The organism is Streptomyces hygroscopicus subsp. hygroscopicus (assembly GCF_001553455.1).
Lineage (GTDB): Bacteria > Actinomycetota > Actinomycetes > Streptomycetales > Streptomycetaceae > Streptomyces > Streptomyces hygroscopicus.
In genome coordinates this window covers 1-21964 of record NZ_BBOX01000240.1, presented here as the reverse complement: position 1 = coordinate 21964, position 21964 = coordinate 1, and the positions used below count along the sequence as shown (strand labels likewise).

Sequence of the window (21964 nt, the reverse complement as noted above, 5' to 3'; positions counted from 1 at the left end):
GGCCTACGTCCGCCGGTAGTGGCGGGTCTATGCCCGCGGGTAGCGGGTGAGCCAGGCCGGGGAGGAGCCGCCGGGGCCGTGGAGGGCGGGGCCCTGGGTCATCTCCATGGCGAAGTCGTCGGCCAGTTCCAGGATCGTGCCGCGCCCCTCGACCTCGGCCAGCCAGGCGGGCGGCAGCGCGGTCTCGCCGTGCAGCACGCCCAGCAGATTGCCGCAGATGGCCGCCGTGGAGTCGCTGTCCCCGCCGTGGTTGACGGCGAGCAGCAGCCCGTGGCGGACGTCCTCGGCGACCAGGGCGCAGTACAGGCCCACTGCCAGGGCCTCCTCACCGGTCCAGCCCTCGCCCAGGGACGCGACGCGCTCGGGGGTCGGCAGGCCCTGTCGTACGGCGCCGAGGGCCTGCCGGAGCGCGTTGGTGGTCTCCTCGTGCCCCGGGCGGGCGGCCAGATGGGCGAGGGCGCGCTGGACGGCCCCGTCCAGCGCCTCGCCGCGCGCCAGGGCGTGCACGATGAGGGCGAAGGCCCCGGCCGACAGATAGCCGGTGGGGTGGCCATGGGTCTGGGCCGCGCACTCGATGGCCAGCTGGAAGACCAGCTGCGGCTCCCAGCCCACCAGCAGTCCGAAGGGCGCCGAGCGCATCACGGCGCCGCACCCCTTGGAATCGGGGTTCTTGGGCGCCTCCAGGGTGCCCATGGTCTCGTCGGCGAGCGCGGTGATACAGGCCCGGCCCGGGGAACGCTGGGCGTACAGCCACTCCTCGCGGGCCAGCCAGCCGGCGTCCTTACGGCGCTCATCGGGGCCCCAGTCGCGCTGGGTGGAGTACCAGCGGCGGTGCGCGGAGTGGATGTCGGTGGGCGGATGCCAGGCCCCGGTGTCGCGGCGCACCTGCGCCCGGATCAGTCCGTCCACGGTGAACAGCGTCATCTGGGTGTCGTCGGTGACCCGTCCGCGTCCGCCATAGGCGGGCAGGAAGTCCGTCACGCCCTCGGGGCCGTGTGCCGCCCTGATCTCGTCCAGCGAGGCGAACTCGACGGCCGCCCCCAGCGCGTCCCCGATGGCCCCGCCGAGCAGACAGCCACGCACCCGGCTGCGGAAGTCCTGCTGTTCGGCGCGGCCCCATACGCCGGTCGCCGCACTGGCGGTTGCGGTCACGACCTATGCCCCTCTTCTCCGCTGCTGCACATGGCCCTGGACTGCCTTGGAACTGTAATGGACACCTAATGATCGGCTCTGGGTCACCGCCGAATGTGAAGGCGTCATCACGGGGAAGACAGCGGACGGTCGCATTCCGAAATTGCGCATGGCCGCATCGCATGCCGGGTGTGTGCGAATGCGTCGTCCGAGCGCCCCCGCCCGGGGCCAGGGGCGCGCGCAGCGCCGCGAGCGGGCACAACGGCGAGCGGTGTGCGCAGCGCCGCTCCGGTCCGGTCCGTGGTCCAGAGGCGCGCGCAGCGCCGCGAGCGGGGCGCGCAGAGCGACGACCGGGGCGGCACGCTCAGGATCTCGGGCAGGGGAACCGCCGGACCGGCCCCGGCACCGCCGGATGCCGCGCCGCCATGGGCCCCCGTGACCTGGCGTCGGCATCACCGGTACGACGGCGACCCGGCCCGCGCCTGGCTCCGCGACCAGGTGCGGGGCTTCCCCATGGCGGCGTGGCGGCGCGCGAACGCCCAGGGCCGGGCGCCCGCGGCGGGGTCAGTCCCCCAGTACCGGGAGCAGCTCCGGCAGGTGGCCGTCCGAGGCGAGGGCGGCGGCCTGGCGGTCCTCGGCGACGGGGCCGTAGGTGGTAGTGCGGGGGCGGGCGGGGCGGCCGGCCAGCTCGGCGATGCCCACGAGGTCCTGGATGGAGCGGTAGGAGCCGTAGGAGGAGCCCGCCATTCGCGAGATGGTCTCCTCCATCAGGGTGCCGCCCAGGTCGTTGGCGCCGGAGCGGAGCATCTCGGCGGCGCCCTCCGTGCCCAGCTTCACCCAGCTGGTCTGGATGTTGGGGATATGGGGGTGGAGCAGGATCCGCGCCATGGCCGTGACGGCGCGGTTGTCGCGGGTGGTGGGGCCGGGGCGGGCGATACCGGCCAGGTAGACGGGGGCGTTGGTGTGGATGAAGGGGAGGGTGACGAATTCGGTGAAGCCGCCCGTCTCCTGCTGGATCTCGGCGAGCAGCCGCAGATGGGCCAGCCAGTGGCGGGGCTGGTCCACATGGCCGTACATCATCGTGGACGAGGACCGGATGCCCAGCTCATGCGCCGTTTTGACGACCTCGATCCAGGTGGCCGTCGGCAGCTTGCCCTTGGTGAGGACCCAGCGCACCTCGTCGTCCAGGATCTCGGCCGCCGTGCCGGGGATGGAGTCGAGACCCGCCTCGCGCGCCGCTTCCAGCCATTCCCGGATGGACATCCCGGTACGGGTCGCGCCGTTGACGACCTCCATCGGGGAGAAGGCGTGGACGTGCATGCCGGGCACGCGCTCCTTGACGGCGCGTGCGATGTCGAAGTACGCGGTGCCGGGCAGATCGGGGTGGATGCCGCCCTGCATGCAGACCTCCACCGCGCCCACGTCCCACGCCTGCTGGGCGCGGTCGGCGACCTGGTCCAGGGAGAGGGTGTAGGCGTCGGCGTCCGTACGGCGCTGGGCGAAGGCGCAGAAGCGGCAGCCGGTGTAGCAGACGTTGGTGAAGTTGATGTTCCGCGTGACGATGTAGGTGACGTCGTCCCCGACCGTCGCCCGGCGCAGATCGTCGGCGATGCGGCACAGGGCGTCCAGCGCCGGGCCGTCGGCGTGCAGCAGGGCCAGCGCCTCGGGGTCGGTCAGCCGCGTGGGGTCCTCGGCGGCCCGCGAGAGCGCGGCCTTGACGTCGGCGTCGACACGGGACGGGGCCATCCCCGGGGCCGCGGCCTCGCGCAGCGCCTCCCAGTCCCCGTAGACCTCGTCGAAGTCCTCGCGGCGGTCGCCGGTGCGGCCCTCGGTGTCGATGGTGCGGTGCAGATCGGTGCGTCCGGAGGCGCTGAACGCCTCCTCCGGCTCCTGCCACGGCAGCCCGGTGGGGATCGCCTCCTCCCGGGCCAGACCGGTCTCGGGGTCGGCCAGGGCGGTCACGTGCGGCAGCAGCCGGGGGTCCAGCCAGGGCTCGCCGCGCCGGATGTACTCGGGGTAGACCGCGAGCCGTTCGCGCAGCCGGAAGCCGGCCGCGGCGGAGCGCTCGGCCAGCTCGTCCACCTGGGGCCAGGGGCGCTCGGGGTTGACGTGGTCCGGGGTGAGCGGGGAGACGCCGCCCCAGTCGTCGATACCGGCGGCGATGAGCTGCTCGTACTCCGCGTCGACCAGGTTGGGCGGCGCCTGGATGCAGGCGGACGGGCCCAGGATGTGGCGGGCGACGGCGACGGTGGCGACCAGGTCGTCCAGCTCCGCGTCCGGCATCCCCCGCATGGCGGTGTCCGGCTTGGCGCGGAAGTTCTGGATGATGACCTCCTGGATGCCGTGGTACGAGCGGGCGACGCGGCGCAGCGCGAACAGCGATTCCGCCCGCTCCTCACGGGTCTCGCCGATCCCGATCAGCAGCCCGCTGGTGAAGGGCACGGAGCTGCGCCCGGCGTCCTCCAGGACGCGCAGCCGCACCGCCGGCTCCTTGTCGGGCGAGCCGTAGTGGGGGCCGCCGGGCTCGCTCCACAACCGCTCGGCGGTGGTCTCCAGCATCATGCCCATGGAGGGGGCGACCGGCTTGAGCCGCTGGAAGTCGGTCCAGGTGAGGGCGCCGGGGTTGAGGTGGGGCAGCAGGCCGGTCTCCTCCAGGATGCGGATCGCCATGGCCCGGACGTACGCGATGGTGTCGTCGTACCCCTCGGCCTCCAGCCATGCGCGCGCCTCGGGCCAGCGGTCCTCGGGGCGGTCGCCGAGGGTGATCAGCGCTTCCTTGCAGCCCATTTCGGCGCCCCGGCGGGCGATGGCGAGGACCTCGTCCGGCGACATGAACATCCCGTGACCCGCGCGGCGCAGCTTGCCGGGGACGGTCGCGAAGGTGCAGTAGTGGCACTTGTCCCGGCACAGCCGGGTGAGCGGGATGAAGACGCTGCGCGAGTAGGTGATGACCCCGGGGCGGCCCGCTGCCTCCAGCCCCGCGTCGCGGACCCGGGCGGCGGAGGCCATCAGATCCTTCAGGTCGTCACCACGGGCCTGGAGCAGCACCGCCGCCTCGGCCGTGTCCAGCGCCACCCCGGCGCGGGCGCGCCCCAGCGCACGGCGCATCGCGTTGGCCGTGGGTGCGGCGGAGCCAGTCGGGGCGTCCGGTTCGTTTCCCTGCGCGCTCGTGGTCATCCTCCGAGGATACGAGCGGTGTGTGACACCGCCAGACGGGCCGGGCCTGCGGGTTTTGTGGGTCTGATCACGACGGGTGAGGGCCTGGCCCGGGAATACGGCGTGTCGCAGGGGGCGGGTACGGACACGGGGCGTCGCAGGGGGGCGGGTACGGACAGGGGGCGTCGACGGCCTTCCGCGCACTCCGCGGCGTCCCGCCCGGAGAGCGGTGCGGATCCGTACGTTCCCGCGCGGTCTTTCGTACGTTCTCTCGCCGCCATGGAGTTATCCACAGGGCTTTCCGTGCGTGTCACCCACGCGTACAACGGTGTCACGCGGGTGTCGGACGGCACTCTCGACTCTGGGGGGCACCTCATGCAGCGACGCGACGTACTCAGGCTCTCCGCGCTTGCGGGCGCGGCCGGTGTGCTGACACTCGATCCCATGACCTTCACCCAGGCCGAAGCGGCCGGCCCGGCCGACGGCCGGGAGCAGACGAAGACCCTCACCGGCCATCTGCCCACCGGCGCTCCGGACTTCGTCTACGTGCCGGTCGAGGTGCCGGACGGGGTGCGTGAGATCGCCGTGTCGTACGCCTACGACAAGCCGGCCGTCCCGGCCGGCACGCAGGGCAACGCCTGCGATATCGGCATCTTCGACGAGCGCGGCACGGAGCTGGGCGGGCGCGGCTTCCGCGGCTGGTCGGGCGGGGCCCGTACGGAGTTCGCCATCAGCGCCGAGGAGGCGACGCCCGGCTATCTGGCGGGGCCGGTGAAGGCGGGCACCTGGCATGTGGTGCTGGGGCCGTACACGGTCGCCCCGCAGGGCCTGGACTACCGGGTCACCGTCACCCTGCGGTACGGCGCGCCCGGCACCCCCCGCAAGCCGGTCCATCCGCCGCAGCGGGCCAAGGGCCGGGGCCGCGCCTGGTACCGGGGCGACTCGCATCTGCACACCGTGCACTCCGACGGCAAGCGCACCCCGGCCGAGCTGGTCGCCGCCGCCCGTGCCGCGGGGCTGGACTTCATCACCACCACCGAGCACAACACCACCTCCGCGCATGGCGCGTTCGACGGCCTGTGGGGCGATGACCTGCTGATCCTCACCGGTGAGGAGATCACCACGCGCAACGGCCACGTGGTCGCCCTCGGCACCGACCCCGGCGTCTTCATCGACTGGCGCTACCGCGCCCGGGACAACCGCTTCGGCCAGTTCGCCCGCAAGATCCGGCAGGCCGGCGGCCTGGTGATCCCGGCGCATCCGCACGGCACCTGTGTCGGCTGCAACTGGAAGTTCGGCTTCAACGAGGCCGACGCGGTGGAGGTGTGGAACGCCGACTTCACCCCGGACGACGAGATCACGGTCTCCGAGTGGGACAACACCCTGGTCGCCGCCGCCCGCGGCGACGGCCGCTGGCTCCCCGCCGTCGGCCACAGCGACGCCCACCGCGAACCCCAGGCCGTGGGCCTGCCGCAGACGGTGGTGCTCGCCGACGACCTCTCCCGCACCGCCCTCCAGGAGGGCATCCGGGCCGGCCGGTGCTGGATCGCCGAGTCCTCCAGGATCGACCTCACCTTCGAGGCGCTGGGCGGACGCGGTCAGCACGCGGGCATCGGCGAGCGCCTCCGGGTCGGCCGCACGGAGCAGGTCACGGTCCGCCTGAAGGTCTCCGGCGTGGGCCCCGGCTGCTCGGTCCGGTTCATCACCGACCAGGGCCAGCTGTACGGCACGGCGGTCCCCGACTCCGGGTCGGTCACGGCCGAATGGCGTACGACGGCGTCCTACGCGGCCTACGTACGCGCCGAGATCCGCCGCGCCCCGGCGGACGGCGGCGCCTCGGGCGTACCGGGGCCGATGGCGGCGATGACGAACCCGATCTGGCTGGGGGCTCAGTCCTGGGAGCGGTAGGTGGCTGGGTGCTCAGTCCTAGGAGCCGTAGGTGGCCGACCACTTGCCGCGGGAGAAGTGGCACACACCGTCGGGGGTGATCTGCACGCGACTGCCGTAAACGGGCAGCCCGCCCTCGGCGTTGAGCCGGTGCCGGATGCGTTCCAGCGCCGTCCACAGGCGCCGAGGGCCGCCCTGGTGGACCATGGGCGGGTCGATCCATGTCGCCGAGGCGCGGGCCCATGAGCCGTCCGGATGCACGAGCCACGCCATGCGTTCCCCGCCGCGCTCCTCGTGGAAGGTCTCGACTCCGGGCACGGCGAGTTCCAGCATGGCCTGCACATCCCACGCCTCGGCGACGTTGAGCACCGGATAGCGGCCCTCGGTCACCTCCTCGCCCTCACGGTCCCGTATGGCCGCGAACAGCTCACCCGCGCCCGGCGGGTAGTCGGCGCCCCTACGGGCGCTCATGAACCCGGCCCGGTCCCACTCGACAACCCCGTGGGCGCTGCCGTCCACGTCCTTGTCGGCCGTGATGATCACGTTCATACGGGCGAGCGTGGTCACCAGCCGTCCGCCGGGACGCAGCGCCGCCACCACGCCGGCGAGGTGCGACAGCGCCACCATGGACACGATGCGGTCGAAGTCTTCCGGGAGTGGTCCCGTGGCGTCGCAGGTGATCACCCGGGGAAACATGCCGAGCGAGGCGAGGCGCGCCGTCGCGGCCTCGGTCAGGTAGGGGTCCACGTCCATGGCCGTGACGTGCGCGGCCCCGAGCCGGTGCGCCGCGAGAGCGGTGCTGGCCCCGGTGCCCGTGCCGATCAGCCCGAGATCCGCGCCGTCGTACAGCAGCCCGTGGCGCAGCATCCGCACGACCAGCCCGGTCATGGTGCTCGATGACGTGGGGAGCCCGGTCGGCCGGTCGTCGGAGCGCGCATGGTCGGCGTGCAGCGGGCCGACGCGGGTCACCAGCGATGTGTCCGTATAGGCCGCGCGCAGCCACGCCGACTCGTCCGACCGCCCGTCGCGCAGCACCCATGTGTCTCCGCCCGCCCGCTCCCACCAGCGGGGCACGAACACGTGCCGAGGCGTGGCGGCGACCGCGTTCCGCCACCTCGACAGGGGTGGGGTCACCTCGGCCGCGAGCCGTTCGGCATGCGGTTTCCAGTCCATGGGCGGCCTCACTCGTCATATTTCGGGTCGCACGCGGTCTGTTCCGCAGGCGAGCAGTCACCACTGTCCGACGCGGGTTTGCAGTCAGGATCACACGGGTTGTTGTCGGTCCGGGCCGGAATCGAGCCCACCGCCTCGGCCCACGCCTCCCCGGCCAGGATGGCGGCCAGTCCCCGTACCTGTACGTTTCCCGTGGGCAGCCCTCGTGCCATCACGCACGGGGTCACCTCACCCGTGGGCAGAACGGCGACCTGTCCGCGACCGCAGCGCCCGCACAGTTCCGCAGTGTCCGTCTCGGCGGCCCCGGGCAGGGAGGCCCGGCCGAGACGCCGGATCCGGTCGGTGCGGATCTTCGTCACTCCAAGCGCTTCCAGCTCGCGTCGTGCCTCGGTCACCCGCTGCCCGGGCAGTACGTGAACGATGCCGACGCGGAGCGGGATGTCACGTCGTACCGCCTCAGCGATGTTGGCCCGAGTCCGCTCATAGCTGCCCGGACGAGTCGTGATGGCGTCATGTTCCTTGACGCGGTCGCTGTAGTAGCTGGTGGCCAGCTTCACGCCTTCACGGGCGAGCAAGCCCCACCACTCGGGTTTGACGTGAAAGAGATTGCTGTAGACCTCGGCCCGGAGGCCGAGGCTCAGCGCGTGGTCCACCAACTCGGTCCATGCCGGGTGTGTGGTCGGTTCTCCGCCGATGAACTGCACCTCGCGCACGCCCAGCCCCGCCGCGTCGCTGATCACACGCTGCCAGTCGCCGGCCGTCAGCAGGCCATGCCTGCCGTTCGGTCCCGAGTCGGCGAAGCAGTGGGTGCACTGGAGCTGGCAGGCTCCGGTGATCTCCAGCTCGACAACCCTTGGCACAACCGTCCCGACCGCCGCCGAACTTCCTACAACCGCGCCCACATGGCCCCCTTGAGTCGGTGTGAACCGCTGACGCACGGTCTACCCGCCCCGGCATGGTCCTGCCTTGACGCTCGCTCGGCTACGTCCGCCATGGGTCGGCCGAGGCGGACGGCTTCCCCGCGATGCCGAACCGCGCCCAGACGCATTTGCCGCACCGGCGGGGGGTGTGGCCCCACGCGTTCGCCAACTGCTCGATGACAAAGAGGCCACGGCCGCCTTCCGCGTCGATGTCGGCGATGCGGAGTCGGGGGAGCCTGTCCCCGTCCGGGTCCGTCACCTCGAGGACGATCTCCTGCCCCTGCACCGAGACGCTGATCTCGATCTGGGCGAACGTCACGCCGCAGTGCTTGATGGCGTTCGACACCAGCTCTCCGGCCGCCAGTATCACGTCGTCGGCGAGGCCGCCGCTCACGCCCCAGTCCGCGAGGCTCTTGCCCACCCTCGCCCGCGCTCCCGGCACGTTCCTTATGTGCTTGGCGATCCGGAAGGTGTCCCGTCGCGACCCGTCCGTAACGGCATTGGGCATGGCAGACCTACCCCCTGACTGTGCGTCATGCGGTGCGCTCCGTGATTGAGCACGCACCGAATGTTATGGAGCAAGCACGACGTTCGCAAGCAGTACTGATGCATGCTTGCAATTCGGCTACTCTCTGTGGGAGGAGGCGGCCGTACAGTGGTGACCGGCGCCATCGGGAGGCTGGTGGTGCCCGAGGAGAGGGAGGATCAATGCCCGCAGGGGGACGGCCGACGGTGCGGAGCAGGCGGCTCGGCGCAGCACTCAAGCGGTACCGACAGGCCGCCAAACTCGACCAGCAGGACTCCGCCGAAGTGATCGCCTCGTCTGCGGCCAAGATCAGCCGAATCGAGTCCGGCCATGTGAGCGCCCGCGTCATCGACGTGCGCCTGCTGCTGGATGCCTACGGCGTGAAAGACCCGGAAGTACGGGCCCGGCTCGAGGAGTTGGCGAAGGGGTCCAAGAAGCGCGGTTGGTGGCTTGAGCACGCGGCGCATCTGCGGCCGGACTATCTTGACCACATCGCCTTGGAGGATGACGCGACCTACATTCGGGAGTGGCAGCCCGTGCTCATTCCCGGCCTCTTGCAAACCTCCGCCTACGCCGAGGCAAGCATTACGGCGGGACCCAACTATGTCGATCCGGAGCGGGTCGCGCAATTGGTCAAGGTGCGCCTGGCGCGGCAGGTACAGATCGAGCCCGGAGGAACGTCGTACGCGGTCATTCTCTGGGAACCCGTGATCCTGCATCCGCTGTTGAACGACGAGATCCACCGCGAGCAGCTGTCCGCCATCCTCGAGGTGGGCAAGAGGCAGAACGTCACGGTCCAGGTCCTTCCGTTCTCAGCCGGAGTACTTGCCGGGACGACCTCCGCTTTCTCGTCCTTCAGCTTCGATTCGGATCCGTCCGTCGAGGCGGTCACCATGGAGAACCTCCGAGGCACCTCGATCCTGGAGGACCCTCAGGACCTCGTCGCTTACGCCAATGCGTTCGACCTACTACGATCGGCCGCGCTGGGGCCGGAGGAAAGCGCACGACTGATCCGGCGCGTACTGCGGAGCAGTGAGGAAGACGCGAAGTGAACCCTGAGGTGATAGGCCCTTATCGGACGTCGTCGTACTCCGGGCAAGAGGGAAACTGCGTGGAAATCGCGGTCACGTCCAACGGCGGCCGCGCCGTGCGGGACAGCAAGAACCCTGGCGGGCCGTCCCTCCACTTCACCGGTGAGGGGTGGCGCGCGTTCCTCCGGGGCGTCGAGGGCGGGGCGTTCGACAGCTAGCCTCGACTGGCCTCGCTCTTGCGCCACCTCCTGGCGGTTGTCGGCGGGCCCGTTCGCTCCCGACGCCGGTGTGCATCCCCCCGGCCGCCGAGCCGTTCGAGTCGCGCGGCCATGACGGCGGCGACGGCCCGGCCCGGGAACCGCCCTGCGGGACGGCCAGCCGGTCGTGTGGGCCAGGCGCCCGAGCAGCAGCGCGACCGCGGCGAACGCCGGTGAGGGGGGCCGACCGATGCCGTGGGCGGCCACACCCGAGCCCCCGTGCCGCCCCGGTGCGCAGGCCGCCAACCCGGGCACCCGTGCCCCCTCCGGCGCGCAGGCCGCCAACCCGAGCGCCCGTGCCGCCTCGGCGCGCGGGCCGTCGCCGACGCGGCGGGCATGCGCCGACGCGCGGGTGGCCAGTACGCCAGTACCGCCAGAGCCCGCGGGTTCGTCGGCGTGTGCCGGGTGCGAAGCATCAGCTCCACCACGTCCACGGAACGCCCCATCAGGGGCCAGGCCGGCCCGGCCGGGCGGCCCTTGAGGGGACGTCACCAGGGCACGACTCCACCGTCGTCGAACATCTGACCGGTGGGGCCGTTGTCGGGGAGAGCCGCCAGCCTGACGGCGATGGCCGCGCCCTGCTCAGGGGTCTGCGTGCCGGCGAACCCGTTGAGGTCGGTGGCCACGTAGCCGGGGCAGGCGTTGTTGATCAAAATGTTGGTGCCGCTCAGCTCCTTGGCGTACTGGATGGTGACGGCGTTGAGGAAGGTCTTCGTGGGCGCGTAGGCCCCGCTGATCCCTCCGAGGTCGGCGCCGGGCGTGGTCTGCAGCGACAGAGAGCCGACATGGCTGGACTGGTTGACGATCCGCGGGTGCGCCGAGCGGCGCAGCAGCGGCAGCATCGCGTTGGTGACCCGGATGACGCCGATGACGTTGGTCTCCACCAGCCGCCGCACGGTCTCCAGGTCGATGGTCGAAGGCTGCTCCGGCCAGCCGCCCGCGACGCCGGCGTTGTTGACCAGCACGTCGAGGCGTCCCGCCCGCTCATCGATCAACCGCGCGGCGGCGGTCACGCTCTCGTCGTCGGTCACGTCCAGGGGCACGCCGAACGCGTCGGCGCCTGCCGCGCGCAGTTTCGCCACGGCGTCCGTCCTGCGCTGCTCGTCCCGGGCGCCGACGCCGACGCTCCAACCCAACGCAGCCAGCCCGGCCGCGATCTCGTACCCGATGCCCTTGTTCGCGCCGGTGACCAGCGCAATCGTCTTCTCACTCATGACATCGAGCATGGCCGCGCCTCGGCCGGGCACCAACACCATCTCGGCAGTGCAGCGATACCCGGACGGTATCAATCGGTCCTCGTCACGGTTACCTTGCATACATGGAGATACGCGAGTTGCGGTACTTCGTCGCCGTCGCCGAGGAACTGCACTTCGGCAAGGCCGCCCAGCGTCTGGAGATAGCCCAGCCGCCGCTGTCCCGCGCCATCGCCCGGCTCGAACGACAGCTCGCGGTCACGCTGCTGGAGCGCACCAGCCGCAGGGTCACGCTCACCGAGGCCGGAGCCGTCCTGTTGTCCGAGGCACGCTCGATCCTCAGCGCGGTAGCCGCGGCCGAGCGGCGTACCCGGCAGGCCGCGCACAGCCGCTCCCGCCTCGTCCTCGCCGTCAAATCCGGCACCGCCGGCGAGTTGCTGGCCAAACTGCTCGACGCGTACCGCGCGGAGCCCAACGCGGCCACCGTCGATCTGCTGCTCTGCGAAGCGCATCAGCAACAGGAACTGCTGCGGAACGGGCAAGCCGATGTGGCTCTGCTGCACCTGCCCTTCGATTCGACGGCCGGACTCGACACCGAAATGCTGTGCACCGAGGGACAGGTGGCGATCCTGCCCGCCTCCCACCGCCTCGCCGGCCGCTCCCAGATCCGGGTGGCCGAGGTCACCGCGCTGCCGGAACTCCCGATGGCACGCTGGCCGGACCACGGCGGGAGCTACCCGGAGGGACCGGGGCCGGAGGTACGGAACCTGACACAGCTCTTCCAGCTGATCGCGCTCGGCCGCACCACCGTGATCATCCCCGAGTCCGCCGGCACCGGCCTGAGCGGGGATCTCGCCGCCGTGCCGGTCCTGGATGCCCCGCCCGTGACCACCGTGATCGCTTGGCCGTCGCAGAGCCGACTTCGCGCAGTCGCCGACCTGATCCGCGTAGCAACACGCCTTTGACTGGCCGTTTCCGCACCCGCTCAGAGCGCATGTGAGGCCGACGGCGGCCACAGCAGCGGGCCGGTCGGTGTGCAGTGCGCACCAGAACAGCGCGGCGGTCACCAGCACGGCGCCCATGCCGATCGCGGTGCGCAACGGCCCGTCGCGCTCACCGTATGCACCGAAATGCCTCGTCAGGCTGAGAAATGAACCAGGCGATCCTCATGACGTCCCCAGTGGCTCTCTCCTCGCGGCGGTGATCACGCCCCGCCGCGCGGCGCGGGAGCCGCGAGGAGCGTTTTCCTGGCAAGACTGGCGGTGCCGGCCGCGTCGCCCAGGCGGTGCAGGACGATCCAGCGGCCGTCGTCGTGCGCGGCGGCCACAACGGACGAGCCGCGCGTGGCGCCGTCGTGCCACGTGGTCGAGGAGCCGCGCCGCCAGCTGGGCGCGGGCGGGCCCAGCCGTCGCTCGACGAGCAGTCCGACCACGGCCCGGGAGAGGGTCCGGCAGGTGGACCACAGACCGCCGGCCGGCAGGATCGGTCCGGTCAGCGTCCACAGAGGGCGAGGGCGACCGAACAGGCCGTGCGGGACGAGGCGTCGCTCCCGCGGCGGCAGCGCGGTCACCGCGCCAGCGCCCAGTCCCAGGGGCGAGAGGACGTGATCGTCCACGAGTCGCTGGTACGAGCGTCCCGTGACGACGGTGAGGGCGTGCCCGAGCACGGCGTACCCGAGGTTGGAGTACTCCTCCTGTCCCAGCCGCCCCGTGGCCACCCGGTCCAGCTCGCGCAGCGAGGAGCGCAGGGCCTGGTCGCTGAAGGTGACGTACGGGTCATCGGGCGGACCGGTGGGGCCGACAGGCAGGCGCGGCAGGCCCGAGGTGTGCTCAGCGAGGTGGCGGAGGGTGATGCCCGTCCCGGCGGGCACCTCCTCAAGGCACTCCTCCAGCGGAGTGTCGAGACCGACATCCCCTTCCTTCGCCAACTGGGTCAGGACGGTTCCGGTGAACACCTTGCTGAGGGAACCGATTTCCACGAACCGGTCCTGGTCGTGGCCATGGGCGGTCCGGTCGTCGATACCGGCGCCGCCCAGCAGGCAGATCGGGATGGGCACGTTTCTGTCGCTCCTGTCGGTCAGACGAGTTCGGCCTCAGGGTTGGACGTCTGCGCTCTCCCGACTCGGTCGCTCCGCCGTTGGGGGTTCTGCCGTTGCCACCGCCTCCGCCTCGGGCGTCCGGGCCCCGGGGAGCCTGCCCCGGGCTCACAGCAGAGCACGGTCGAGAGCGCCGGACAGAAAGACCAGATCGCACGCGCACCTTGTCAGAGCGAAGCCTGAGCAGCAACGGGCACCCGGAGTCTCGCAGCGCCTACCCGTACATCAGGGGTGTGTGTCTTCCCCTCATACAGTCCGTGACATGCTGTGCCCGCGGGAGCGCGCGAGGCGCGGCTTCGCTCGGTCCCGCCTCCGCGGCTACTCCATGCGGCATCCCTTGGCGACGATTGGCAACAGCGGAAAGAGAAGGTACCGATGAATCCGGCGGCAGTGAAGTGATCAACGACACGGTCATGAGCGGCTCATTGATCGCCGCTCTCCCGATCGCAGTTCTGGGCGGCCTCGTCTCTTTCTTTTCGCCCTGCGTACTTCCGTTGGTGCCCGGCTATCTGGGGTACGTCACGGGGTTAGGAGGCGCAGACCTGAAGCAAGCGAAACGAGGACGAGTGCTTGCAGGCGCAGCCCTGTTCGTTCTGGGCTTCACCGCTGTTTTTGTCTCCGGTGGAGCACTCTTCGGGTATTTCGGCAGCAATCTTCTGGAGCACGCCGAGGTCATTTCACGGATACTCGGAGCTTTCACGATCTTTGCCGGGCTGCTCTTCGCCGGAGTCTTCCGTTTCGGGTTGAGGGAATTCAGGTTTCACATCCACCCGGCCAGTGGCCTCATTGGCGCCCCAGTCCTGGGTGCCCTGTTCGGCATTGGGTGGACGCCGTGTTCGGGGCCTACGCTTGCGGCCGTCAACTCATTGGCCTTCACGGAGGCCAGCGCGGCGCGGGGGGCGATCCTCGGTACGGCGTACTGCCTGGGCCTGGGCGTCCCCTTCCTGGTTGCGGCAGTCGCGCTTCGCCGCACCCTCACAGCTTTCTCCTGGTTCAAAAGGCATTACCTCTGGGTCATGCGCCTCGGCGGTGGAATACTGGTCGTCACCGGCCTACTGCTGGTTACGGGCATGTGGAGCTATGTAATTCAAGCAACCCAAACATGGTCCTCTAATTTCACTACCGGTTTTTGAGCACGGGGCCACGCAACATTCCACACCTTCATATAACCACCAGCAGCAGCATGCAACGGGACATTCGCCTCTGATTATCGCTAGAGATAAGATGAACCCAACGCACAAAACTGGCTACTGAACTTAAATGCGTGATGTCGGGACCGGATGCCCGGCATGAGTCGCCCGGGCCTATGGTTGCCGCGGGACAGTCCGTCGGAAGAGTATCCTCCCGTGAGCTGGCCACTGCAGCAGTTACCGAAACCCGAGTTCTTCTTGATCCCCGTCGAGGCCCCGCCCGAGGTGCCCACCCAGCTCGCTGTCGAGCTCGAGGAGACCGGCATCCCTCGAAGACGATCCAGGCGCCGCACTCCGCCGCGGTGCTCTTACTCGCGGCCAGATCTCCTTCTTCCAAACCTCGACCGCATCTTCGTCCCGCTCGATGGCACACCTGGCCGGCTGCTGCCAGCTCCAGCCATGCCACTTCAGCAACCGCCACGTGCCCTGGACGGTGCAGGAGACGTGGAACAGCCGACCGATCAACGTCCTGATCCGTGCCAGCGTCCACCCCTGGTCCGCCCAGCCGTGAACCAGCGGGCCACGCTCCAACTCTCGCTCCAGCCTGGCGATCTGCGTTTCGCTGAGCCAGGACCGCCCCGGAGAGCCCAGCGACAGGACCCCGGCGTCGCGCTCGCGCCAGGCCCGGCGCCACCGCTCCACCGACCGCTCACTCACCCGCAGAGCGGCGTCGACCTCGCGATTCCGTCCTCTTCGACCAGCTACGCCATGCCCCGACCGAGTCGTGCGTAGCTGATGAAATCATTTGGCGCGCAAAGATAACCCTTGCCCAGGCCGGCCAGAAAGCAGCGTCCACTCCCAGCCCGTCAACGAACTGCACGGAACGAGTCGACATACTCACGTGCTTACCCGGAGGTGACGAGTGCGATACCTCATGCCTCGGCACATGATGCGAACCCTCTCCCTGGCGATGGCGTTTCCTGCCTCTCGCCGGGTGCCCGCTGGATCCTACCCGAGGTCCCGAGAAGCCCGAAACAACAATGAGGGCCACGCCTCCCCAGGATTCCGAGAGCAACTGCACTATCGCGAAAGTCTTCCGGCCATTCCGCCAAAGAGGTGGCACGCTAAATTTCACAGGCCTTGCAACCCCTCGTTACGTCGCGGAGCGAACCCTCACGCTTACCCGGCGAGACCGGCCTGACCTGGCCGTCTCTCGGGGAGCACTCCGGCTCACATATCTGGCCAACCCTAAGGTGTCAAGTTATTATTTCGCACCCAAAAGCCTCCAAAAATGGACTTTTACCTCATTTTGCGCAATCTCGATGTCCGATTTCCCACTCACGGTCGAATCTTCTGCCGGTTTACGGTTTTCTGTGTCACCAATTTCCCGCATCAGGGAGCGTGAATGAAGACTGCCGTTCGTAAGCGCATCTCGGCTTTATTCGCCGCCACCGCCATTATGACAGGTGGGGCAATGACGATAGGCGCAAGCGCCGCTTCTGCGGCGGATAGCATTGGTTTCGTGCACGGGCCCAGCTCCATAGACGTGTACATCAATAACCGCATTGCCGGCCACACGGAGTGGCAGGCAAACGGCGACACTTTGGTGGCACAGGACGCTCTGTCAGACGGGTATCGAATCGAGGCTTACCTGGGCACCAGCCCCGTTCGCAAGGCGAGCACGGGCGGACACACCGCTCCGTACACAGCCAAGGTCGGCGGAAATCTGCCCGAGGGTAAGAAATACACGTTCTGGGCTTGCGTGGGCAAAGGGGATTCATCTCTCTTTTGCTCCGACGTGTATACCGTCACATCGTAGCAGCGGACCTCTCGCTCGAGAGCTCTTGCGCTAAAATCTAAATCAACAGGGTGGATCGGCCAGGTTCAGGTGACTCTGGTCGATCCACTCTATTGCGCCCTGGAATATACAGCTGGACATTCATACCAGTCCGCAACACATTGGCCAGGACCAGGGGGGGTGGCCGGAGCCAGGCCTCTTGGCTAGTGTTCCTTCAGCAGAGGGTCAATCATCTTTCGCAAGTCTTCTTCGGTGACCGCCTTCAAGGCGCGAGCAGCAATCCGCCCCTTCTTGTCGATAACGACAGTAGAAGGGATGAATTTCGGGTTCAAGCTCCCCTGGGGGAATTGAAGGATCTTCTTACCGATTGGGTCATACCAACTCGGATAGGTAATTCTGAAGTTTCTCTCGAATGCAAGCGCGGGTGCTTGGCTGATGTCCTGTGTATTGATTCCAACGAACTGCACCTCATCCTTCAGTTCACCTGCGACCTTCAAGAGATTTGGGACTTCAGCACGACAAGGAGAGCACCAAGATCCCCAGATGTTTATGACGACTACCTTGCCTCGATAGTCGGATAGGGTTAACGAACCACCTCCTAGCCGTGAACCTTCCAGACTCGGGGCCTTCGGTCGTTCTTCCTGAGCGTGGACGGTCCCGATTCCGTCATCCCCCTGTACGAACCGATTCCCGGTCCCGGCCGAGGTCGCGCCCTCGCTGCATCCGATGGCGAGAGAGACTGTGAGCACGGCCAGTCCTGCCCCAAGTGCGGCGACGCACGTCGGCCGATGCGGCCACCTCTTGAACGAGTGGTTCTCCATGGCAATCAGTGTCGCAGCCCTGGTGGAGGAGAGATGGTGGACGGTCATCTGCGGTGTCTGTGCCGCGCGAAAAGTCATCGCCACAGGTGGCATTGGAATGGGGCCTTGGTACCGCAAGTTTATCGCCTCGAAGTGAGAGGTCACCACGCGTCGGAGCACCGAAGGCCCAACCGCCCAGGCAGGGTTCTAGTGTTCCGTTGGCGTCCCTGGGCGACGGCGAGCACAGGTGGGCGTCCAGGTGACGACGTCGAGCGCACATCAAGCTGCAGACTTCGGGCGCACGGCATCGCAGTAGGCGAGCAGCCGGGCGCAGCGCCGTGCGCGTGCAGCAGGGCGGGATCAGGTTCGTCGCCCGTGCGGCCGGGGCCCGGGAGGGCCCGGTGTCTCGCCGGCGACTGAACTGGGGTTTGGCCGGTGTCTGTTGAGGCAGGCTCGCCGATCGGGCGGAGGCCGGAAGGAAGCGACCAAGCCGGGCCCAGGGCTGCGGCCCGCGCTGCCGCCGTTGGCCGAGCCCGACGAGTGGGGCGACCCGATATCCCCGCTCCGCTGGACGACGAAGCCCATCCGAAAGCCGACAGCGGAGTTGACCCGGCGATCCCACCCATCAGTGCGGCTCCCGCACGGGAATTTCTACGGGAACTGGGAGCGCGAGGCGAGCCAGAGCAGCACAGGTGCACGCCACGGGCCCCGACGGCCCGCCCTCGGTCCCCGTGTGCCCCCGGCGCCGTCCGCTCAGCCCCGCGTGCTCACCGTCTCCGTGTCGCGGCCCGACCGCAGTACCCGGCCCGGTATCGCGCCGGTGATCTCGTCGTCCCGGACGGTCTCGGTGCCGCCCACCCGGACGCTCACGATCCCCGTCGCCCGCGAGTCCAGCCGGGGGCTGTCGCCGGGGAGGTCGTGGACCAGCCGGGCCTGGCCCGCGTCGATCCGTTCGGGGTCGAAGAGGACCAGGTCGGCGTGGTAGCCCTCGGCGATCCGGCCGCGCTCGCGGAGCCCGAGCAGCCGCGCCGGATCGTCGGTCAGCATCCGCACCGCCCGCTCCAGGCCGACCAGCTTCCGGCCGCGCAGGCAGTCGCCGATGAAGCGGGTGGTGTACGGGGCGCCGCACATCCGGTCCAGGTGGGCGCCCGCGTCGGAGCCGCCGAGCAGGACGTCCTCGTGCTCCCAGGTCTGGCGGCGCAGCTCCCAGCTGGCCGGGTCGTTGTCGGTCGGCATGGGCCACAGCACGGTGCGCAGGTCGTCGGCGGCGCAGATCTCCACCAGGCAGTGGAGGGCGTCCTGCCCGCGCTCGGCGGCGATGTCGCGGACGACCCGGCCGGTCAGCCCGGCGTTGGCCGCGCTGTAGGTGTCGCCGATGACGTAGCGCTGGAAGTCGGTGAGCCGCCGGAAGACCCCGGCCTCGGGGCCGGCGGCGCGGCGCAGCATCTCCTCCCGTACGGCCGGGTCGCGGAGCCTGGCGATCCGCTCCGGTACGGGCAGCCCCAGGACGTCGCCCCAGCCCGGAATGAGGTTCAGCGCGCAGAAGGTGCCGAGCGACATGTTCATGGGGGTGAGGATCGGCATGGTGAGCGCGACGATCCTGCCGCCCGCCGCACGGGCCCGCTCGCCGGCCTCGAGCTGGCGCGGCACCCGCTCGGGGACGGCCGAGTCGATGGTCAGGACGTTCCAGTTGAGCGGGCGGCCGGCCGCCGCGGTCATCTCCACCAGCAGTTCGATCTCCGCGTCGGTGAACCGGTCGAGACAGCCCGCCACGATCGCCTCGATCTGCGTCCCCTCGTGCTCGCCCACGGCCCGGGACAGGGCCAGGAGTTCCTCCGGCCGCGCGTGGCGGGAGGCGACCGGCTGTCCGTCCCCGTCCGCGTGGGTCGAGGACTGGGTGGTGGACAGCCCCCACGCCCCCGCGTCCATCGCCTCGTGGCAGAGCCGCAGCATCTCCGCCAGCTGCGCCGGGCTGGGCTGTCCGCCGATCGCGTCCTCGCCCATCACATGGCGGCGCAGCGCGCAGTGCCCCACCATGAAGCCCGCGTTGACGGCGATCCGGCCCTCCAGCGCGTCCAGGTACTCGCCGAAGCCGTGCCAGTTCCACGGCGCCCCCTGTTCCAGCGCCACCAGCGACATCCCCTCGACCCGGCTCATCATCCGCCGGGTGTAGTCGGCGTCGCCGGGGCGGTCGGGGTTGAGCGGGGCGAGGGTGAAACCGCAGTTGCCGCCCACGACGGTGGTCACGCCGTGGTTCATGGAGGGGGTGGCGTACGGGTCCCAGAACAGCTGGGCGTCGTAGTGGGTGTGCGGGTCGACGAACCCGGGCGCGAGGACCAGCCCGGTGGCGTCCTGGGCGGACCGCGCCGGTTCGGTGACGGTCCCGGGCTCGGCGACGGTCACGATCCGGCCGTCCCGGAGGCCGACGTCGGCGACGTACGCGGGCGCGCCGGTGCCGTCCGCCACGGTGGCGCCCTTGATCAGGTGGTCGAGCACGGGAGGGCTCCCTTCTCGTGTCCGCCGCTACTGGGTCACGGTGTGCCGGAAGCGGCTCGTACGGTGCACCGGGTCGGTGTCGATCTTCGGGATGACGTGCTCGCCGATGAGCTTGATCGTGTTCATGGTGTCCTCGTAGCCGATCCCGATCGGCAGCCCGAACGACAGCTGGTCGGCCCCGGCCTGCTCCCACCGCTTGCACTGGCGGAAGACCTCGTCCGGGTCGCCGCAGATCATCAGCTCCTCGGCGATGAGCAGTTCGATGATCTCCTCGGTGTACTCCGGCAGCAGCTCGGGCCACTCCGGGATCCCCTCCGGGCGGGGGAAGGTGTCGTGGTAGCGGAAGAGCAGCGACTGGAGGTAGTTGAGGCCGCCGCCGACCGCGATCTCGACGGCCTTGGCGTGGGTCTCCGCGCAGATCGCGGTGGAGGTGACCATCACGTTGTCGTTGACGAAGCCGCCGACCGGTTCGGCCTCCTCGATGGCGTTCTTGTAGGAGTCCAGCACCCACTCCATGTCGGAGACCTTCTGGATGGAGAAGCCGAGCACACCGAGGCCCTTCCTGCCGGCCATCGCGTACGAGGGCGGTGATCCGGCGGCGTACCACATCGCCGGGTGGGAGCCCCCGTACGGCTTGGGCAGCACCTTGCGCGGCGGCAGCGACCAGTGCCGTCCGGTGAAGCCCTGGTACTCGTCCTGCAGCCACATCCTGGGGAACTCGGCGATGGTCTCTTCCCAGATCTCCTTGGTGGCGTTCATGTCGGTCACGCCCGGCAGGAAGCCGAGGATCTCGTGGCTGCCCGCGCCCCGGCCGGAGCCGAACTCGAACCGGCCGCCCGAGAGGTGGTCGAGCATCGCGACCTTCTCGGCGACCTTGACGGGGTGGTTGACCTGCGGCAGCGGGTTGAAGATGCCGGAGCCGAGGTGGATGCGCTCGGTGGCGTGGGCGAGATAGCCGAGGAAGACGTCGTTCGCGGAGAGGTGGGAGTACTCGTCCAGGAAGTGGTGCTCGGAGGCCCATGCGTACTTGAAGCCGGACCGGTCGGCCTGGATGACGTACTCGGTCTCCTCGACGAGCGCGTGGTGCTCGGCCTCGGGGTCGGTTCGGCGCCGGCTCTCGGGGACGTATCCCTGCACGAAGAGTCCGAATTCCATGGAGGTTCACCGCCTCAGACGATGGTCTATCCGACGTCTGCGTCTATCTGACGCGCCGTCAGATTTTGATTGACTCTGGCACCGCGGGCACGGACCGTCAAGGGCCGGGGACCGCCACCGGCCCCTGGTCGGCTAGAAGACCGAGACGCCGGTCAGCCAGCCGCCGTCGACGACGAACGGCTGGCCCGTCACATACGACGAGTCCTCCGACGACAGGAAGAGGGCCAGCCGCGCCACCTCCTCCGGACGGCCGATCCGGCCCAGCGGCACCAGCTTGCGGTAGAGCTCGTCGACCGCCGCCGACGCCTCCGCGGCGTCGGCGGCCGGGTCGAGCTGGGCCGGGTTGGTCATCGGGGTGTCGATCGCCCCCGGGCACATCGCGTTGACCCGGATGCCCTTGTCCGCGAGCTCCATCGCGGCCACCCGCGTCATCCCCACCACCGCCGCCTTCGTCGCGGCGTAGGAGGTGAGGAAGGCCATGCCGGACAGGGCGACGTACGAGGCGGTGTTCACGATCGTCCCGCCGCCCGCCGCCGCCAGCTCCGGCGCGACCGTCCGCATCCCCAGGAACGTGCCGACCTGGTTGACCTGGACCACCGCCAGGTACTCCGCCAGCGGGGTGCTGGTCAGCTCGTTGAAGCGGAGGATTCCGGCATTGTTGACCAGGCCGTCCACCGCGCCGAAGGCGTCCTTGGCGGCCGCGACGGCGGCGGTCCAGTCGTCCTCCCGGCCCACGTCCAGGTGCACGAACCGGGCGCTCTCCCCCAGCTCCTTCGCCAGCGCCTCGCCCCGCTCGTCCAGGATGTCGCCGAGGAGCACCCGGGCGCCCTCCGCCACGAACAGCCGTGCTTCCTGTTCCCCCTGCCCGCGTGCCGCCCCGGTGATGATGACGACGCGCCCGTCCAGCTTGCCCATTCCGTTCTCCCTAGTCATCGGACCGGTCATCGGGCCGGTCGTCGAGCCGGTCGTCGAGCCGGTCATCGAGCCGGTCATCGAGCCGGTCATCGAGCCGGTCATCGAGGTGCGGGGCGACATCGGCGGCGAAGGCCGCCATCTGGTCGGTCAGTTCGGCGTGGTCCCGGCAGCGGAACCGCACCTGGATCTGGTCCACCCCCATCGCGGCGTACGCGCGCAGGCTGTCGGCCAGCCGCTGGGGCGCACCGGTCAGGGTCCGGCGCCCCACGTCCCAGCCGGGCTCGCCCACGTACAGCGGCTC

The 21964-nt window shown here is 69.6% G+C and carries 17 protein-coding genes and 2 pseudogenes; 6 read left to right on the top strand and 13 right to left on the bottom strand.

Going from position 1 to position 21964, the window contains the following annotated elements:
• Window positions 1–27 precede the first annotated feature (27 nt).
• Window positions 28–1152, bottom strand: coding sequence for an ADP-ribosylglycohydrolase family protein (locus AXW62_RS23730; RefSeq protein ID WP_030835345.1), 1125 nt, complete (start codon window positions 1150–1152; stop codon window positions 28–30).
• 543 nt (window positions 1153–1695) lie between these two features.
• Window positions 1696–4308: a bifunctional FO biosynthesis protein CofGH gene (locus tag AXW62_RS23725; RefSeq protein ID WP_060946285.1), complete on the bottom strand. Its 2613-nt coding sequence runs from the start codon at window positions 4306–4308 to the stop codon at window positions 1696–1698.
• Window positions 4309–4662: 354 nt separating this feature from the next.
• Between AXW62_RS23725 and AXW62_RS23720 the strand changes: the two genes are divergently transcribed.
• Window positions 4663–6195 (top strand): CehA/McbA family metallohydrolase, encoded by a 1533-nt coding sequence (locus AXW62_RS23720; protein ID WP_174556420.1) that lies wholly within the window; start codon window positions 4663–4665, stop codon window positions 6193–6195.
• Between the two features lie 18 nt (window positions 6196–6213).
• Here the strand turns inward: AXW62_RS23720 and AXW62_RS23715 are convergent, their stop codons facing one another.
• The 3 genes from AXW62_RS23715 to AXW62_RS23705 form a co-directional block, all read right to left on the bottom strand.
• Window positions 6214–7347, bottom strand: coding sequence for a methyltransferase domain-containing protein (locus AXW62_RS23715; RefSeq protein WP_060946284.1), 1134 nt, complete (start codon window positions 7345–7347; stop codon window positions 6214–6216).
• Between the two features lie 8 nt (window positions 7348–7355).
• Window positions 7356–8249, bottom strand: coding sequence for a radical SAM/SPASM domain-containing protein (locus tag AXW62_RS23710; protein WP_079115758.1), 894 nt, complete (start codon window positions 8247–8249; stop codon window positions 7356–7358).
• Between the two features lie 79 nt (window positions 8250–8328).
• Window positions 8329–8775: an ATP-binding protein gene (locus AXW62_RS23705; protein ID WP_030835356.1), complete on the bottom strand. Its 447-nt coding sequence runs from the start codon at window positions 8773–8775 to the stop codon at window positions 8329–8331.
• Window positions 8776–8975: 200 nt separating this feature from the next.
• On the opposite strand from AXW62_RS23705, the gene AXW62_RS23700 reads away from it, so the two are divergent.
• Both AXW62_RS23700 and AXW62_RS23695 read left to right on the top strand, forming a co-directional pair.
• A complete protein-coding gene (locus tag AXW62_RS23700; RefSeq protein ID WP_060946282.1) occupies window positions 8976–9845 on the top strand; it encodes a helix-turn-helix domain-containing protein in 870 nt (289 codons plus the stop codon).
• The gene (locus AXW62_RS23695) at window positions 9842–10042 is read left to right on the top strand and encodes a DUF397 domain-containing protein (protein WP_060946281.1); all 201 of its coding nucleotides are present in this window, start codon (window positions 9842–9844) and stop codon (window positions 10040–10042) included. Before AXW62_RS23700 ends, AXW62_RS23695 begins: the two co-directional genes overlap by 4 nt.
• A gap of 527 nt (window positions 10043–10569) precedes the next feature.
• On the opposite strand, the gene AXW62_RS23690 is transcribed toward AXW62_RS23695, so the two are convergent.
• Window positions 10570–11307 (bottom strand): SDR family oxidoreductase, encoded by a 738-nt coding sequence (locus tag AXW62_RS23690; protein WP_030835364.1) that lies wholly within the window; start codon window positions 11305–11307, stop codon window positions 10570–10572.
• A 92-nt stretch (window positions 11308–11399) separates the two neighbouring features.
• Here AXW62_RS23690 and AXW62_RS23685 point away from each other — a divergent pair, with 92 nt between their 5' ends.
• The gene (locus AXW62_RS23685) at window positions 11400–12239 is read left to right on the top strand and encodes a LysR family transcriptional regulator (protein WP_060946280.1); all 840 of its coding nucleotides are present in this window, start codon (window positions 11400–11402) and stop codon (window positions 12237–12239) included.
• 239 nt (window positions 12240–12478) lie between these two features.
• On the opposite strand, the gene AXW62_RS23680 is transcribed toward AXW62_RS23685, so the two are convergent.
• Complete coding sequence (locus tag AXW62_RS23680) at window positions 12479–13330, bottom strand: serine hydrolase domain-containing protein (RefSeq protein ID WP_060946279.1); 852 nt, start codon at window positions 13328–13330, stop codon at window positions 12479–12481.
• Between the two features lie 452 nt (window positions 13331–13782).
• On the opposite strand from AXW62_RS23680, the gene AXW62_RS23675 reads away from it, so the two are divergent.
• Window positions 13783–14502 (top strand): cytochrome c biogenesis CcdA family protein, encoded by a 720-nt coding sequence (locus AXW62_RS23675; protein ID WP_079105450.1) that lies wholly within the window; start codon window positions 13783–13785, stop codon window positions 14500–14502.
• A gap of 238 nt (window positions 14503–14740) precedes the next feature.
• Here AXW62_RS23675 and AXW62_RS23670 read toward each other — a convergent pair.
• A pseudogene (locus tag AXW62_RS23670) lies at window positions 14741–15243 on the bottom strand (winged helix-turn-helix domain-containing protein); the annotation flags it as partial.
• A gap of 661 nt (window positions 15244–15904) precedes the next feature.
• Here AXW62_RS23670 and AXW62_RS44080 point away from each other — a divergent pair.
• Window positions 15905–16318 carry a hypothetical protein gene (locus tag AXW62_RS44080; RefSeq protein ID WP_143712698.1) on the top strand — a complete coding sequence of 138 codons (414 nt, stop codon included), beginning with the start codon at window positions 15905–15907 and terminating at the stop codon, window positions 16316–16318.
• A 182-nt stretch (window positions 16319–16500) separates the two neighbouring features.
• On the opposite strand, the gene AXW62_RS41320 is transcribed toward AXW62_RS44080, so the two are convergent.
• The 5 genes and pseudogenes from AXW62_RS41320 to AXW62_RS23650 form a co-directional block, all read right to left on the bottom strand.
• On the bottom strand, window positions 16501–17166 hold the full coding sequence (locus tag AXW62_RS41320; protein ID WP_252368698.1) for a TlpA family protein disulfide reductase: 666 nt from the start codon (window positions 17164–17166) through the stop codon (window positions 16501–16503).
• A gap of 684 nt (window positions 17167–17850) precedes the next feature.
• Window positions 17851–19593, bottom strand: a complete 1743-nt coding sequence (locus tag AXW62_RS23665) for an N-acyl-D-amino-acid deacylase family protein (protein ID WP_060946278.1) — start codon at window positions 19591–19593, stop codon at window positions 17851–17853.
• Between the two features lie 27 nt (window positions 19594–19620).
• Entirely contained in the window at window positions 19621–20748 is a 1128-nt protein-coding gene (locus AXW62_RS23660) for an LLM class flavin-dependent oxidoreductase (RefSeq protein WP_030835376.1), read from the bottom strand.
• A gap of 132 nt (window positions 20749–20880) precedes the next feature.
• The gene (locus AXW62_RS23655; protein WP_060946277.1) at window positions 20881–21663 is read right to left on the bottom strand and encodes an SDR family NAD(P)-dependent oxidoreductase; all 783 of its coding nucleotides are present in this window, start codon (window positions 21661–21663) and stop codon (window positions 20881–20883) included.
• A gap of 10 nt (window positions 21664–21673) precedes the next feature.
• Window positions 21674–21964: pseudogene (locus tag AXW62_RS23650) on the bottom strand (hypothetical protein); the annotation flags it as partial.

What these genes read in the sequence shown, in the direction of transcription:
- AXW62_RS23655 (WP_060946277.1), bottom strand. Translation starts at nt 21,663, where the DNA reads ATGGGCAAGCTGGACGGGCGCGTCGTCATCATCACCGGGGCGGCACGC.
- AXW62_RS41320 (WP_252368698.1), bottom strand. Translation starts at nt 17,166, where the DNA reads ATGACCGTCCACCATCTCTCCTCCACCAGGGCTGCGACACTGATTGCC.
- AXW62_RS23715 (WP_060946284.1), bottom strand. Translation starts at nt 7,347, where the DNA reads ATGGACTGGAAACCGCATGCCGAACGGCTCGCGGCCGAGGTGACCCCA.
- AXW62_RS23685 (WP_060946280.1), top strand. Translation starts at nt 11,400, where the DNA reads ATGGAGATACGCGAGTTGCGGTACTTCGTCGCCGTCGCCGAGGAACTG.
- AXW62_RS23725 (WP_060946285.1), bottom strand. Translation starts at nt 4,308, where the DNA reads ATGACCACGAGCGCGCAGGGAAACGAACCGGACGCCCCGACTGGCTCC.
- AXW62_RS23660 (WP_030835376.1), bottom strand. Translation starts at nt 20,748, where the DNA reads ATGGAATTCGGACTCTTCGTGCAGGGATACGTCCCCGAGAGCCGGCGC.
- AXW62_RS44080 (WP_143712698.1), top strand. Translation starts at nt 15,905, where the DNA reads ATGAAGACTGCCGTTCGTAAGCGCATCTCGGCTTTATTCGCCGCCACC.
- AXW62_RS23700 (WP_060946282.1), top strand. Translation starts at nt 8,976, where the DNA reads ATGCCCGCAGGGGGACGGCCGACGGTGCGGAGCAGGCGGCTCGGCGCA.
- AXW62_RS23720 (WP_174556420.1), top strand. Translation starts at nt 4,663, where the DNA reads ATGCAGCGACGCGACGTACTCAGGCTCTCCGCGCTTGCGGGCGCGGCC.
- AXW62_RS23675 (WP_079105450.1), top strand. Translation starts at nt 13,783, where the DNA reads ATGAGCGGCTCATTGATCGCCGCTCTCCCGATCGCAGTTCTGGGCGGC.
- AXW62_RS23705 (WP_030835356.1), bottom strand. Translation starts at nt 8,775, where the DNA reads ATGCCCAATGCCGTTACGGACGGGTCGCGACGGGACACCTTCCGGATC.
- AXW62_RS23690 (WP_030835364.1), bottom strand. Translation starts at nt 11,307, where the DNA reads ATGCTCGATGTCATGAGTGAGAAGACGATTGCGCTGGTCACCGGCGCG.